Genomic DNA, 14,997 nt, shown 5'->3' with positions numbered 1-14,997 from the left:
AACCTACGTAGCACTTTCCACGCACCAGGAGTTCCAGGATGAAGATCGTTTCGAGCAGTTTGACGCGTACCTTGGTTGCCCCGGCGCTGCTCGCCGGCGCCATGTTTGCCGCAGCCCCTGCAGTGCTGGCCCAGCCCGCTCCCGCCGCCACGCCCATCGGCGTGCGCGGCACCGTGACCGCCTTCGCCGGCGACACGCTGAAGGTGCACACGCGCTCGGGACAGGACCTGGAAGTGGGCCTGACCAAGGACACGGCGGTGCGGGCGGTGACGCTGTCCAAGGTCGATGAGATCAAGGCCGGCAGCTACATTGGCTCGGCCGCCGTGCCTCAGGCGGACGGCTCGCTCAAGGCGCTCGAGGTGCACGTGTTCCCGCCCAGCATGCGCGGCAGCGGCGAAGGCCACCGAGCGTGGGATCTCGGCAAGAACAGCAGCATGACCAACGGCACCGTGGGCAACGTGGTGGTCAGCAACGGCCGCACCATCACCGTGAAGTACCCCGACGGCGAGAAGCGCATCGTGATCCCCAACGACGTGCCCATCGTCAACCTGGATCCCGGCGACCGCTCCTTGCTGGTTCCCGGCGCGCATATCGTGCTGTTTGCCAGCAAGGGCGCCGACGGTGCGCTGACCGCGCGTTTCATCTCCGCGGGCAAGGGCGGCGTCGTCCCGCCGATGTAAGGCCTGCTAGCCATGCGCAAGCTACCCTCCTCCAAACCCGCGCGGCGCGCCATCGTCCACCCGCTGGTGGTACGCGCCACGCACTGGGTCAACGCCTTCGCCATGACCTGCATGGTGATGAGCGGCTGGGCGATCTACAACGCCTCGCCGCTGTTTGCCTTCAAGTTTCCGGCATGGGCGACCGTGGGCGGCTGGCTGGGTGGCTCGATCGCATGGCATTTGGCGGCCATGTGGCTGCTGTTTGCAAATGGCCTCGTCTACCTGGTTTATGGCCTCGCTACGCGGCATTTCCGGCGCCACTTCCTGCCGCTTGGCGCGCGCGGCGTCTTGCGTGATGCATTACTGGCCATCCGCCTGCGCCTGCCGCATCGGCCCGGTGCCTACAACGCGGTGCAGCGGCTGATGTATGTGAGCGTGCTACTGCTGAGCGTGCTGGTGGTGGCGTCCGGGCTGGCCATCTGGAAGCCCGTCCAGCTGGACTGGCTGGCGGCGCTGTTTGGCGGGTTCGACACGGCGCGCCATGTGCATTTCTTCGCCATGGCGGGGATCGTCGGCTTTGTGGTGGTTCACCTGGCGCTGGTCATCCTGGTGCCGGCCACCTTGTTGCCAATGCTGACCGGACGCGCCGGGCGCGCTGGCCATGGAGACGTAAAAGCATGAGCGCCCCCAACGATGACAAGCGGATCGTCATGCCGGCCTCGGAACCCCTGCGCGCGGCCGATTTCAAGCCCCAGCTCGCGCAGCTCCAGCGGCGCTTGTTCCTGCGCTCTTCGCTATCGCTAGGCGCCCTGTCCATGCTGGCGGGCTGCACCTTGCAGGATGGCGATGCCGTGGACAAGGTGCTGTGGTCCATGTCGCGCTGGAACGATCGCGTGCAGGCCTGGCTGTTCAACCGTAACCGGCTCGCCCCCACCTATGCGCGCAGCCAGATCACGCAGCCCTTCCCGTTCAACGCCTTCTATCCCGAGTACGACGTACCCGAGGTCGACGGCACCGACTACCGCCTCGAAGTTTCCGGGCTGGTTGCCGACAAGCGCGCATGGAGCCTGGCGCAACTGCGCGCGCTGCCGCAGGCAGGGCAGATCACGCGGCATATCTGCATCGAAGGCTGGAGCGCGGTCGGCGAATGGCGCGGCGTGCCACTGCGCACCTTCCTGGAGCGCATCGGCGCGGACACCACCGCCCGCTATATCGGCTTCAAATGCGCGGACCGCTATTACTCCAGCCTCGACATGGAAACCGCGCTGCACCCGCAGACCATGCTGGCGCTGGATTTTGGCAGCGAGCCGCTGCCCGCCAAGTATGGCTACCCGCTCAAGCTGCGGGTACCGACCAAGCTTGGCTTCAAGAACCCCAAGCATATCGCCGCGCTCTTCGTGACCAACGAGAATCCGGGTGGTTATTGGGAAGACCAGGGCTACAACTGGTTCAGCGGGCTGTAGGACAATAAAGCACCGCCGCCGGCAAGTGACGAACTCCGGGTGATGCACTGTATGCCGGGCACCAAACACGGTGTCTGGTGTGCGCATTGCCACACTCACGAAGGGCGCCAAGCATTCCCACCGTCGCCACACATGGGTAATATCAAGACCATGCGCGCCGCCACCCTGGCCGGTGCGCAGTCTGGATAGCGCAAGCCGCGGGCACCAGCACGCGAACGAGGGAGACCATGGCTCCATTGGCTTCATTGGCATCGGGCGGCAGCCCCTACCGGCAACTCTGGCACCTCACCTCGGAAGGATGGGGCTACTGCGCGCTCGGCACCTTCAGCCACGACGGCCTGCCCCCGGAGTGGCGCGCCGTACTGCCCATGCTGCCGCTGCGCGACCGCTACTCTCCCGTGAAAGCCGCGCGCATGGTGCTGGTCACCATGCAGATCCGCGGCGCTGCGCCTGCATCGGCAAAGCAGTCCGATCCGCAGCGGCCGTTGTATTACGTTTATCAGGCTTGGAGTACGCAGTTGGTGGCTTGAGCGGCTCCTTCAGCGCGGGACCGGCAATGGCGTGTCAGCTTTCGCGCTCCCCTCTCCCCATGAGGGGAGAGGGAGTAACAGCCGTCGTCATGGCACGCGGCTTTGGCCCGTTCCCCGGCTTCGGCAAATGTCCCTGTCAGCAAAGACAAAAGCCCGCTTGCGGGCTTTTGTCTTTCTACAGCGTGAAGAACAGCAAGCCGTTCAACCCACCCATTTCCGTGCATTGCGGAACATGCGCATCCACGGGCTGCCGCCATCTTCCACCTGCTTCCAGGCGTCCGGCGCCCAGCTCATGGTGGCGGTGCGGAACACGCGTTCCGGGTGCGGCATCAGCACGGTGAAGCGGCCGTCGGTGGTGGTCACCGAGGTGATGCCGTCCGGCGAGCCGTTCGGGTTCAGCGGGTAGGTTTGCGTCGGCGCGCCGCGGTTGTCCACGAAGCGCAGTGCCACCTGGGCCTGGCTCTTGTCGCCTTGCTGCGAGAAGTCGGCGAAACCTTCGCCGTGCGCCACCACGATGGGGATGCGGCTGCCTTCCATGCCGGCGAAGAAGATCGACGGCGAGGATTGCACTTCCACGGTGACGTAGCGCGCTTCGTACTGCTCGGACTGGTTGCGGGTGAACTTGGGCCATGCGCCCGCGCCCGGGATGATCGGGGCGAGGTTGCTCATCATCTGGCAGCCGTTGCACACGCCCAGCGCGAAGGTGTCCTGGCGGTTGAAGAAGGCGGCGAACTGCTCGGCCATCTGCGCGTTGAACAGGATGGTCTTGGCCCAGCCTTCGCCGGCGCCCAGCACATCGCCGTAGCTGAAGCCGCCGCAGGCGACAAAGCCGGAGAAGTCGGCCAGGTTGGCGCGCCCGGCGATCAGGTCGCTCATGTGGACGTCGTGCGTGTCGAAGCCAGCGCGGTCCATGCTGTACGCCATTTCGATCTGCGAGTTGACGCCCTGCTCGCGCAGGATCGCCACGCGCGGACGCGCGCCGGTGGCCACGAACGGCGCGGCGATGTCTTCTGCCGGATCGAAGGTCAGCACCGGCGAGATGCCCGGGTCCGCTGCGTCGAGCACGCGGTCGTATTCGCTGTCGGCGCAGGCCGGGTTGTCGCGCAGGCGCGCGATGCGCCAGCTGACTTCGCTCCAGGTGCGCTGCAGCTCGCTGCGCGCGGCGCCGAAGACCTTCTTGGCGTCGCGGTAGATCTCGATCTGGTCGGTGGCGCTGGGCTTGCCGACCACGTGGCTGCAGGCCGACAGGCCAACCTCGCGCAGCACGGCGAACACGGCATCGCGCTCTTCCAGGCGGACCTGGATGACCGCGCCGAGCTCTTCCGAGAACAGCGCGCGCAGGGTCTGGTCGTCGCGGCGGCCGGAGATTTGCTGGGTCCAGTTCTTGGCGTCGCCGAAGTCCTGTTCCTGCACCGGGTCCAGCGCCAGCATGTCGACGTTGAGCGACAGGCCGCAATGGCCGGCAAAGGCCATCTCGGCCAGCGCTGCCATGAAGCCGCCGTCGGAGCGGTCGTGGTAGGCCAGCAGCTTGCCGTCGCGGTTCAGGCGCTGGATCACGTTGAAGAAGTTCTTCAGGTCCTCGGCGCTGTCCACGTCCGGCGTGGTGTCGCCCACCTGCTGCGTCACCTGGGCCAGGATGCTGCCGCCGAGGCGGTTCTTGCCGCGGCCGAGGTCGATGGCGATCAGCACGCTGTCGCCCGCATCGGTGCGCAGTTGCGGGGTCAGGGTGCGGTCGGTGTCATCCACGGCGGCAAACGCCGAGATGATCAGCGAGACCGGCGCGACCACTTCCTTGTCGACGCCGTTGTCCTGCCACTTGGTGCGCATCGACAGCGAATCCTTGCCCACCGGGATGCTGATGCCGAGCGCCGGGCACAATTCCATGCCAACCGCGTGCACGGTGTCGTACAGCTTGGCGTCCTCGCCTTCCACGCCGCAGGCGGCCATCCAGTTGGCAGACAGCTTGACCTTGCCCAGGTCCTTGACCGGCGCGGCGGCCAGGTTGGTCAGCGCCTCGCCGATGGCCATGCGGCCCGAGGCGGGGGCGTTGATCACGGCCAGCGGCGTGCGCTCGCCCATGGTCATGGCTTCGCCGGCGCGGCCCTTGTAGTCGAGCGTGGTCACGGCCACGTCGGCCACCGGCACCTGCCAGGGGCCGACCATCTGGTCGCGCGCGTTCATGCCGCCGACGGTGCGGTCGCCGATGGTGATCAGGAAGGACTTGCTGGCTACGGTCGGGTGGCGCAGCACGTCACGCACGGCCTTGTCCAGCGCGATGCCGGTCACGTCCACCGGGGGCAGGCTTTGCTCGACATGCTTGACGTCGCGGTGCATGCGCGGCGGCTTGCCCAGCAGCACGTCCATCGGCATGTTCACGGCATAGTGTTCCTTGAGCGCCGCGTCGACGTGCGCGTCAACCAGTTGCAGCTGCTGCTCTTCGGTGGCGATGCCCACCACGGCAACGGCGAACGCTCGCGCTGGCACATGGTCTGGAACAGCGGGAAGGATTCCGGCGCCACCGCCATCACATAGCGTTCCTGCGACTCGTTGCACCAGATCTCGGCCGGGCTCATGCCCGACTCTTCCAGGTGCACCTGGCGCAGGTCGAAGCGCGCGCCGCGGCCCGCGCCGTCCACCAGTTCGGGGAAGGCATTGGAGATGCCGCCCGCGCCCACGTCGTGGATCGACAGGATGGGGTTGTCATCGCCGAGCTGCCAGCAGGCGTTGATGACTTCCTGCGCGCGCCGCTCCATTTCCGGGTTGCCGCGCTGGACCGAATCGAAGTCCAGGTCGGCGGTATTGGTGCCGGTCGCCATCGAGCTGGCGGCGCTGCCGCCCATGCCGATGCGCATGCCCGGGCCGCCCAGCTGGATCAGCAGGGAGCCTGCCGGCAGCGCCTTCTTGTGCGTGTGGCCGGCGTCGATGTTGCCGATGCCGCCGGCGATCATGATCGGCTTGTGATAGCCGCGCACGGTGCCGCCCACGTTTTGCTCGTAGACGCGGAAGTAACCGCCCAGGATGGCGCGGCCGAATTCGTTGTTGAACGCGGCGCCGCCGAGCGGGCCTTCGGTCATGATCTGCAGCGGCGAGGCGATGCGGTCCGGCTTGCCGGTCACGCTGGCCTTGTCGTCCGGGTTGCGGTGCGCCACCGGCTGGGCGGCGTCGCGCGCATTCTCCCAGCCTTCCACGGCGTCGGGCAGCATCAGGTTGGAGACCGTGAAGCCGGTCAGGCCAGCCTTGGGCTTGCCGCCACGGCCGGTGGCGCCTTCGTCGCGGATTTCACCGCCGGCGCCGGTGGAGGCACCGGGGAACGGCGAGATGGCGGTCGGGTGGTTGTGCGTTTCCACCTTCATCAGCGTGTGGGTCAGCGCCTCATGGCGGCCGTACTTCTGCTCGGTGCCGCGCGGGAACCAGCGCTCGGCCACGTCGCCTTCCATCACCGCGGAGTTGTCCGAGTACGCCACGATCGACCCTTGCGGGTTGAGCTGGTGGGTATTGCGGATCATGGCGAACAGGGACTTGTCCTGCTGCACGCCGTCGATGGTCCAGGTGGCGTTGAAGATCTTGTGGCGGCAGTGCTCGCTGTTGGCCTGCGCGAACATCATCAGTTCGACGTCGGTCGGGTTGCGCTCCAGCTTGGCGTAGGCGTCGACCAGGTAGTCGATCTCGTCTTCCGACAGGGCCAGGCCCATCTCGGTATTGGCTTGCGCCAGCGCGGCGCGGCCACCGGAGATGTCGATGAAGCGCAGCGGCTTGGCGGGCAGTTCCTGGAACAGGCCGGCGGCGTCTTCACGCGAAGCCACCACGCTTTCGGTCATGCGATCGAACAGGTGGGCGGCTACCGCGGCACGGGTGCCGGCATCCAGCGTCTTGCGCCCGCGCAGCAGGCCCTTCTTGCAGATCACGGTGATCTCGATGCCGCGCTCGATGCGGTGCACGTGCTCGAAGCCGCAGTTATGCGCAATGTCGGTTGCCTTGCTGGCCCACGGCGAAATGGTGCCGAAGCGCGGGATCACCACAAAGCGATCACCGTCGGTTTGTGCCTCGAAAGGCGCGCCATAGGTCAGCAGCGCGGCAATGCGGGCGCTGTCGTCTTGCGACAGCGGCACGTCGGTGTCGACAAAATGCAGGAACTGGCCGTGCACCGACTCGATGTCGGCGTCGATCTGCTTGAGGGCGGTGAGCAGGCGTTGCTGGCGAAAGGCGGAAAGCGCCAATGCACCGGGGAAGCACGAGAAATGCGCCATGGTCTGAGCGGTCGGGAGGGCAGGAGGTAGGGGCTGCTACCGGCCGGCGCCGCTGGTTGGGGCGCCGTGCTGGCGGGAAACCGGGATTATACCTTGTCGAAGGGGGTTTCCCGCGTTGCAGCAGAGGCGGCTTGATGGACAAAGGCGGCCGCGGCCCGGACAAGCTCCGCAGCCATCACGCGCAACGCCCGGCGCCCGGCCTCGTCGTGCCGCGAAAAGCACCCGGATCTCCCCCAGCGCCCTACCGCCGCGCCATCTCCGCCGCCCCAACGCATCGCCGCCCAGCGCCTGCTATGCCTCCAGCGTCACCCCGCCACCTTGAACAGCCGGCCAGGACGGCCGCGATTTGCCGATCCCTCGCCGGGCGGGGCTGCCTCAGGTGCGTGGCTGTCCGGCGGCTTGGTGGATCGCAGCGCGGATCCGCGGGTAGGTGCCGCAGCGGCAGACGATGTGCTCCATCGCCTTGTCGATGTCGGCATCGCTGGGCTTTGAGATGCGTTTCAGGAGCGCGCTGGCCGTCATGAGCTGCGCGCTCTGGCAGTAGCCGCACTGCACCACGTCCAGATCGATCCAGGCAGCCTTCAAAGCCTGCGCCTGCGGGCCCCGCAAGCCTTCGATGGTCACGATCCTGGTAGTTGCCAGCCCGGAGATCGGGTTCATGCAGGCGACCTGCGGCTCGCCGTTCAACTGCACCGTGCAGGCCCGGCAAACGCCGATGCCGCAGCCATACTTGGTGCCGGTCAACCCCAGTTCGCACCGGAGTACCCACAGCAGCGGGGTGTCCGGATCGGACTGCACGGACACCGTCTTGCCATTGATGTTCAGGGGCAGCATGACTTTCTCCCGGGACTCAGGCCAGTTTCAAGGGCAACGCGCGCAGGCGTTGTCCCGTCAGCGCAAACAGGGCATTGGCCACCGCCGGCGCAATCGGCGGCGTGCCAGTTTCTCCCACACCCTGGGGATGCGCCTGGCTTGGCATGATGTAGGTTTCGATCGCCGGGCAGTTGTTCATGAAGATGACGGGGAAATCGCCAAACGTTTTCTGGTGCACCTGGCCGTCGACGATCGTGACCTCCTCGAACAGCGCGGCCGACAATCCAAAGATGATCGCGCTCTCCATCTGCTGGCGGATCAGGTTCGGGTTCACCGGCATCCCGCAATCGATCGCGCAGACCACCCGGTGCACACGCACGGCCTTGTCCGGCGCCACGGATACCTCCGCCACCTGCGCGACGAAGCTGCCGTATGCCTCGTGCAGCGCCACCCCGCGTGCGAGCGCGGCGCCGTCTGCCGTCTTCCCTGGCGGCTTTCCCCAGCCGGCCTTGTCCGCAGCCTTGTGCAACACGGCCAGATGGCGCGGATGCTTGGCCAACAGGCCGGCACGGAAGGCGACGGGATCCTTGCCAGCGGCTGCCGCCAGTTCGTCGATAAAGCTCTCGGTGAAAAATGCCTGGTGCGAGTGGCCAACCGAGCGCCAGAAGCCCACCGGCACCGGCAGGTCGACAATCACGTGCCCGACGCGCGCGTTCGGCCATTCGTAGGGCCGGTCGAACGCGCCTTCCGTGGTGGTCTTGTCGATGCCCAGGCCAGGCAGGCCAAGCAAGCGTGCCAGCATGGCGGGCACGATGGCCTGGCTGGCCGACGTGTTGTGCCATGCCACCAGGTTGCCCGCGCCATCGAGCCCGGCCTTGAAGCGCGAAAGGCAGGCCGGCCGATAGAAGTCGTGCGTGGTGTCCTGGATGCGCGACCAGATCGTCTGCACCGGCCGCCCACCGCCCTCGCGCGCGATCGCCGCCGCCTGGGAGATGAAATCCACCTCCAGCCGCCGTCCGAACGCGCCACCGATCAGTTGCGGCTGCACGTCGACCTTGTCGGCATCGATCCCGAGCACCTTCGAGACCGCCCGGCGCGCCAGGCCCGGCAACTGCGTCGAGACCCAGACCCTGGCCGCGCCGTCGCGCACCTGCACCGTGCAGTTGATGGGTTCCACCGCCCCATGCGCGAGGTAGGGCGCGCTGTACTCGGCGTTGACGGGCTTCGCGGCGGACTTCAATGCCGCCTCGACATCGCCGTGCCGGTAGTAGGCGTGGCCGTCGGAGGCGTCCAGCGCCTGCGCGAGACGGCGGCTCACCTCCGGGCTGGACAGTGAGGCGGCCGGGCCGGGGTTCCATACGATCTTGACCGCATCCAGCGCCTTCATGGCCCGGTGCGCATTGTCCGCGATGACCGCCACCCCGCCGGTGCCTCCGTTGTAGGCATCGACCGCGAGCACCTTGACGATGCCCGGCAACGCGGTGGCAGCCGCGCCATCGAAGCTCGCCACCGTACCGCCCAGCGTCGGGCACATCGTCACGCTGGCGTACAGCAGGCCCTCGGGCAGCACGTCGATGCCAAAGCGCGCCGTGCCGTCGATCTTGGACGCGGCCTCGATGCGGTGTATGTCCTTGCCGATCAGCTTGAATTCGGATGGCTGCTTGAGCACCACCTTGGCCGGCAGCGGGAGCTTGCCGGCCTGCGCCGCCAGTTCGCCGAAGGTGGCTGTTTTTCCCGAGGGGTGCAGCACCTTGCCGTCCTGCGCGCGGCACTCGCCCGCCGGCACGTTCCAGCGCGCGGCAGCGGCGCCGATCAGCATCGCGCGGGCGGATGCGCCGGCCTCGCGCATCGGGTCCCACAGGTCGTTGAGGCTCGACGAGCCGCCTGTCACCATCTCGCCGATCTCGCGCATGAGCTTGCGGGTCAGCCAGGCTGCCAGGTGTTTGGCCACGCCTTCGTCGTCCGCGCGGAACGGGAGATCGTCGACGACGACCTCCAGGTTGTTGTAGATCTTGTCCACGGGCGCATGCTCGACCTTCACGTGGGCCCAGTTGGCATCCAGCTCGTCGGCCAGCACCATGGCCAGGCCGGTGTGCACGCCCTGCCCCATCTCGGAGCGGCACATCATGATGGTGACGGTGTTGTCCGCCGCCACCTTGACCCAGCCATTGAGCCCCACCTGCGTGCCGACCGCGGGCAAGGGCTGCGATGTGGCCAGGCGCTGTCGTGGCGGCAGCACCGACCAGCCGATCAGCAATGCGCCGACCGCCCCGATGCCGCCGATGCCACCGACCAGGAACGTTCTGCGCTTCATCAGAACTCGAGGGAGAAATCGATCAGGCGATGCTTGTCCCAGTACACCTTGCCGAGATACACGCCAGGCGCGATGCAGCGGATCTCGTCACGGATCCAGTGCGCGACCAGCGATGTGGCGGAATAGTCCAGGACGATGCATTCCTTCTGGTCGAGCCAGCTCTCGCCCTTGTACACCTTCGCCAGGATCGCCTCGAGCCCGAAGATGGAGATGCGGTTCTTGAGGACGCCTCGCTTGGCGTCGAAGACCTTTCCCTGCCAGGCAAACAGGTTGATCATCTTGGCGATGCTCTCGGTAAACACCGTGCCGGGCGAGATGATGGCGGTGCCGGTGGCCTCGCCGTCCGGAATGTCGCCGGCCGGGCTGTTGCGGAACAGGTCGTCAAGCTGTTCCTGGCTCATCGCCAGCAGCGTGCGTGTGTCGTATGCCATGTTTGCACCTCCAGTATCGGTCGCCTGTCTATGCTGCCGCCGCAGTGGCTTGCGCTCTCGCCGCGGCCTTCGCTTCGTGCAAGAGCACATCGGCGGCCTTCTCGGCGATCATGTAGACCGCGCTGGCCAGGAAGAAGCCAGGAATCCGCGGGAAGACCGACGCGTCGACAACCCGCAGCCCGCGCGTGCCATGCACTGAAAAATCGCTGCCCAGCACGCCGCCCGCCTCGCGCGCGCCAATGGCGCAGCTGCACGAGGCATGGTGCCCCCAGGCGTTATCGCGCACATAGCCGCCCAGCTCATCGTCGCTGCGCAGGTGAGCGCCAGGAAGCTGCTCCTGCGCGATCACGCCGCGCTCGCCCAGCGGCGCTGCCAGCTTGCGCACAAACCGGATGGCGCCGATCACCGCGCGCAGGTCTTCATCCGCCCCGGCGCCGCCCTCTTCGAAATAGTGGAAATTGATCAAGGGCGGTTCGAGCGGATTCGCGGAGCGCAGCCGCACCGTGCCCGCGCGGTTCTGCGTGTGCGCCTTGAGAATGGCCCAGGTGAGCGCATCGTCGCTCTGGGCGAAGAGCTTGGAGTAACCCGGGAAATAGCCGGTGAAATGCTCGACCAGCGCCATGCAGAACACGTCCGGCACGGGCACGGATTTGTGTGAGCGCCGTGCCACCGCGATCGCCACGCCGTTGGAGGTGTAGACGCCATGCCGGCGATCGCGCCAGCTGCAATAGGCCGGATCATCCTTCACGAAGCGGGCGCCATCGAGGATGCGCCACGGCTGCGCCATCCGGCTCACCACGCCCACCTCATAACGATCCTGCAGATTGCGCCCGACGCCCGGCAAGTCCACCTTCACGGGAATGCCGTGCGCGCGCAGGTGCTCGGCCGGGCCGACGCCCGACAGCATCAGCAACTGCGGCGTATTGAACGCGCCGCCCGCAAGGATCACCGCGCGGCGCGCGCGCACCTCATGGCGCACGCCGGGCGCCGTGCTTGGCGAGACATGCGCCTGGTAGAGGCGCCTGCCCTTCAGGTATTCGACGCCGGTCGCCGTGCCATCCGCGTCCAGCAGCACGCGCGTGGCCAGGGCGTCCATCTCGATATGCAAGCGCGAAGGAAAACGGGTTGCCACATCGAGCACCCTTTCGCGCGCGCCGTTGCGGGCATGCCCGCGCGTGGAAAGCGGCGTGTAGCAAACGCCTTTGAAGCAGCGCCTTCCCCAGATCCTGGAGTTCGGATCGCCTTGCCAGCGCAAGAAGCTCAGGAACGCGTGCAGGCGCCGCGGCACACTGCGCGCCGCCAGTTCCATCGAGCCGAGGATCAGGCGCGTGAGCGCATTGTCGGTCAACGCTTCCAGCGGAAACGCGCGCTCGGTGCTGAGCCATCCGTCCCAGCCGTGCGCCGTGGGATCGATGCCAAGGCGGCGCGCGAGCGCCCACAGCGGACGGTGCCGGCATTGCTCCAGCGTCTTGGCGTACCGGCGCATGTGGGCGGCCTTCCACGAAGGGTCGCCGGTCAGCTCGGCAACGCCGTCCCAGTCCGAATCATGCGGATAGAGAAAGATCATGGCGTTGTGCGCCGTGCATCCGCCCAGCGTCGCCGCCCGGGGATAGAGCACGCCTTCGCTGCCGTACTTCGGGTCCCGCCGCTGCTGCGCGTCATCCGCGTAGTGGCGCACGAAAAATTCCAGCTCATCGCCGGGTTCTCGGAGGCGCACGCGTGAAACGCGGGCACCTCGTAGTCTTCCGGCATGCAAGCCGTGTCAGGCTCGCGCGCATCGTTGCCTGCCTCGAGCAGGCACACGCGCATGCCTGCCTCCGCCAGTCGCGCGGCGAGCGTGCCGCCCCCGCGCCGGAACCGACGATCACGTAATCCCACCCTGGTTCGCCTGGAGCAGACATATCCCCGCCGCGCCGTCTTCTTCAAAACGTCTTGAGAAAGGCTATCAAGGCCCGTTTGTCGTCATCGCTCAATACCGGCTCCTGTCCGAACGACTGCTCATCGGCGCTCAGGCCGGCCTGGTTGTTGAACTCCGCCGTGCCGAAGTAATGGCCGCGGTTCACGATGAAATCCGGACACTTGCTGAGTTCCAGCATCGGCTTGACCAGGTTGGCGTAGGTCTTGCCCAGATCCGCGTCGCTCGCGCCCTCCGGCACCGAGGCCAGGTCCGATCTCAGCTTGACTGCCAGGCCCACCACCTTGGCCGCGTGCTCGGCCTTGGCACCGACATCGCTGGTCTCCGGCAGCGGCTGGATATTGGCCAGCAGGTTGACCGGCATCTGCTTGGGTGCGGGGCCGATGGTCACGTCGCCGCCCGCCCCCACCAGCCACGGCGCATAGCGGTGCATGAAGCCTTGCAACGGCTTGAGCGCGTCCGGCACGAAGCCCTCCGGCACGGTGATCTGGCTACGCTCGGTGGTGCGGTCGATGGTGCCAGGTACCTTGGCACCCAGGATGTCGTCATGCACGCGCTTGTCCGGCCACAGCAGTTGCTCGATGGACGCATCGAAGACCTTGACGCGGCTGGCGACCGACGGATCCTCGCTGAAGGGCCCGAGCGCGTTGTTGAGCAGGAACGGCGCCGTCGACCACACGCTGATCAGCGACGGCACGCGGGTATAGCCACGGCCGCCGGCCGGCATCCGGTATTGCCAGCGCTCCCCGGTGAAGGGGTCGTTCAGCGTAACGGTGCCAACCGAGGGCAGCGTCTTGTACGACTCGGACGAGAAGTTGTCCCAGATATTCCCGCGCAGCGCATTGGTCGCGAGCGGGCTGCACACGTTGGTACGCAGCAGCGTGGCGGGAATACGCGCATCGGATGACAGGTAGTTGCCCTCCAGGAAGTCCGGCGCCTTGACCACCTCGCGCATCTGCGTCTTGAACTCGTCAGTCTGCGTCCATTTCCAGTACCGCATGAAGCAGGCGAGATAGTTAGGGCCCGCGCAGTGCTGCAGGTTCAGGCTGGCCGGCGGTGGCGGCGCCTTGCTGGAATGGCAGCGCGCGCAAGTGTCGGCGAACACGGCCTTGCCCCGGTCGAGCATCTGCGCACCGGCCGGCGTGGCGGGGTCGGCCAGCAAGCCGGCGCCGCCCGGGGCATCGGCCAGGTGGTCCGGCGGGGTCGACTTCAGCAGGAACAGCGCCATGTTGATCGTGCCGGCTTCCGTCGCCCCCAGTAGCTTGAGTTCTTCTGCGCCACGGCGAGCGCGATGGGCGAGATCGGCTTGCCGCCGAGGATGGGGTTGAAGTGCAACAGCCATTCCTCGCTGAACAGGCCGATGTTCAAATACACCCGGTTCAAGGCGCCGAGCACGCCGACCGAGTCGGCGCCGTCCTTGAGGACATGCGGCGTCCATACCGTGTCGGGCGGCGCGTAGAACTGCGTCAGCGCGCCGGACTTGACGAAGTCGTTGAGCTGCCGGTTGTTCCGCTCGCCCCCGGCCAGCTTTTCTTCGCCGATGCGCCTGGCCACGCCCATGCGCGACATCAGGTCGTAGAGCGCGTTCATGGTGCGGGGGTTGTTGATGTTGTCGGTCGACACCAGCGAGGTATCCATGGTGCCCGGGCGGAAGGTATGCACGAGCTGGAACATGAAGTTCTGCCGGCCTTCGGGGGTCGATGCGTTATGGATGAACAGCCGGTCCACCCACATGTACTGCGCGCCTACCGTGGAACTCAGCTCGGGCCATTGCGGATGCGCGGGATCCCCGGGCGGATGGATCGGGCTCGGGCCCGCGTGGCAAAAACCGCAGGCCATGCCAACGCGGTAGGGCCGCACGAGATCGGCACGGTTGTAGTATTTCGGATCGGTGTAATAGCGTTGCGCATCCCACGCTTTCGCGGCCTTTTCGTCAAAGGCGGGGTTGGGGAACAGCCGCAAGCCGATGATGCCGGTGGGGTATCCGTAGTAGGAGCCGACGGGCAGCTTCTCGCCGTTGGAGAACGTGGTGCCCCGCGCGCCGGTCTTGACCCCGGGATAGGCCTGCTCGTTCTCGAAGGGATCGGCCGGGCAATCCTTGACCCGCTGATCCAGCCACAGGTTGAAGCGTTTCGGATCGGGACCGGTGGGCATCTCGAAGCAGGGCTCGTTGAGAAGGCCCAGATAGCGCCAGCGGGTGTCGCGGGAATAGCCCTGGCTCGGATGCGAGCTGATGGACTTGAGCAGGTCGAACGCGCCGAACGTGAAGTTCGTCATGTCGTCCCAGAACCTGTCGTTGCCGCCACTCCACACCAGCCACATATTGCGGCCGGCGATTTCTTCCTGGGTCAGCGCGACGCCACGATCCATGTCGTGGAAATAGTCTTCAGAGGCGTGCCGGAACGTTTCCGGGCCACGGCCGGCCTGCCGCGCTTCGTCAAGAACGTAGCCAGGCTCCGGCCTGGAACACCCGCCCGCGGCGATCGCGCCGATCAATGCGCCAATCAATACGATACCAAGAACGATTGATCTGCTGCGTGGCGTCACTGCGGTCCCTCCCTTGCCCCCGGGAAGGACCACATGCTGCGATGGCCTCGTATCCCAGGGTCTTCATAAACCTAGGAA

At 66.7% G+C, this 14,997-nt stretch carries 10 protein-coding genes and 1 pseudogene; 4 read left to right on the top strand and 7 right to left on the bottom strand.

Going from position 1 to position 14,997, the window contains the following annotated elements:
• The first annotated feature begins 38 nt into the window (after positions 1-38).
• From OMK73_RS12160 to OMK73_RS12145, 4 genes are all read left to right on the top strand, one after another.
• A complete protein-coding gene (locus OMK73_RS12160; RefSeq protein ID WP_267602290.1) occupies positions 39-680 on the top strand; it encodes a hypothetical protein in 642 nt (213 codons plus the stop codon).
• 12 nt (positions 681-692) lie between these two features.
• Positions 693-1,340 (top strand): cytochrome b/b6 domain-containing protein, encoded by a 648-nt coding sequence (locus tag OMK73_RS12155; RefSeq protein WP_267602289.1) that lies wholly within the window; start codon positions 693-695, stop codon positions 1,338-1,340.
• 29 nt (positions 1,341-1,369) lie between these two features.
• Positions 1,370-2,122, top strand: coding sequence for a molybdopterin-dependent oxidoreductase (locus tag OMK73_RS12150; protein WP_267606341.1), 753 nt, complete (start codon positions 1,370-1,372; stop codon positions 2,120-2,122).
• Between the two features lie 227 nt (positions 2,123-2,349).
• Complete coding sequence (locus OMK73_RS12145) at positions 2,350-2,652, top strand: hypothetical protein (RefSeq protein ID WP_267602288.1); 303 nt, start codon at positions 2,350-2,352, stop codon at positions 2,650-2,652.
• Between the two features lie 201 nt (positions 2,653-2,853).
• Here the strand turns inward: OMK73_RS12145 and purL are convergent.
• The 7 genes and pseudogenes from purL to OMK73_RS12110 form a co-directional block, all read right to left on the bottom strand.
• Positions 2,854-6,899, bottom strand: a pseudogene (gene purL / locus OMK73_RS12140) (phosphoribosylformylglycinamidine synthase).
• Between the two features lie 375 nt (positions 6,900-7,274).
• Positions 7,275-7,733, bottom strand: a complete 459-nt coding sequence (locus tag OMK73_RS12135; protein WP_267602287.1) for a (2Fe-2S)-binding protein — start codon at positions 7,731-7,733, stop codon at positions 7,275-7,277.
• Positions 7,734-7,749: 16 nt separating this feature from the next.
• Entirely contained in the window at positions 7,750-10,026 is a 2,277-nt protein-coding gene (locus OMK73_RS12130; RefSeq protein ID WP_267602286.1) for a xanthine dehydrogenase family protein molybdopterin-binding subunit, read from the bottom strand.
• Positions 10,026-10,457, bottom strand: a complete 432-nt coding sequence (locus OMK73_RS12125; protein WP_267602285.1) for a hypothetical protein — start codon at positions 10,455-10,457, stop codon at positions 10,026-10,028. Before OMK73_RS12125 ends, OMK73_RS12130 begins: the two co-directional genes overlap by 1 nt.
• Positions 10,458-10,485: 28 nt before the next feature.
• The gene (locus tag OMK73_RS12120) at positions 10,486-12,174 is read right to left on the bottom strand and encodes a GMC family oxidoreductase (RefSeq protein WP_267602284.1); all 1,689 of its coding nucleotides are present in this window, start codon (positions 12,172-12,174) and stop codon (positions 10,486-10,488) included.
• A gap of 205 nt (positions 12,175-12,379) precedes the next feature.
• Positions 12,380-13,600, bottom strand: a complete 1,221-nt coding sequence (locus tag OMK73_RS12115; protein ID WP_267602283.1) for a hypothetical protein — start codon at positions 13,598-13,600, stop codon at positions 12,380-12,382.
• On the bottom strand, positions 13,582-14,919 hold the full coding sequence (locus OMK73_RS12110; protein ID WP_267602282.1) for a hypothetical protein: 1,338 nt from the start codon (positions 14,917-14,919) through the stop codon (positions 13,582-13,584). The genes OMK73_RS12115 and OMK73_RS12110 overlap by 19 nt, the downstream gene beginning before the upstream one ends.
• Between the last annotated feature and the right edge of the window lie 78 nt (positions 14,920-14,997).

The organism is Cupriavidus sp. D39 (genome assembly GCF_026627925.1).
GTDB lineage: Bacteria > Pseudomonadota > Gammaproteobacteria > Burkholderiales > Burkholderiaceae > Cupriavidus > Cupriavidus ulmosensis.
This window is presented reverse-complemented; position numbering and strand designations above follow the sequence as displayed.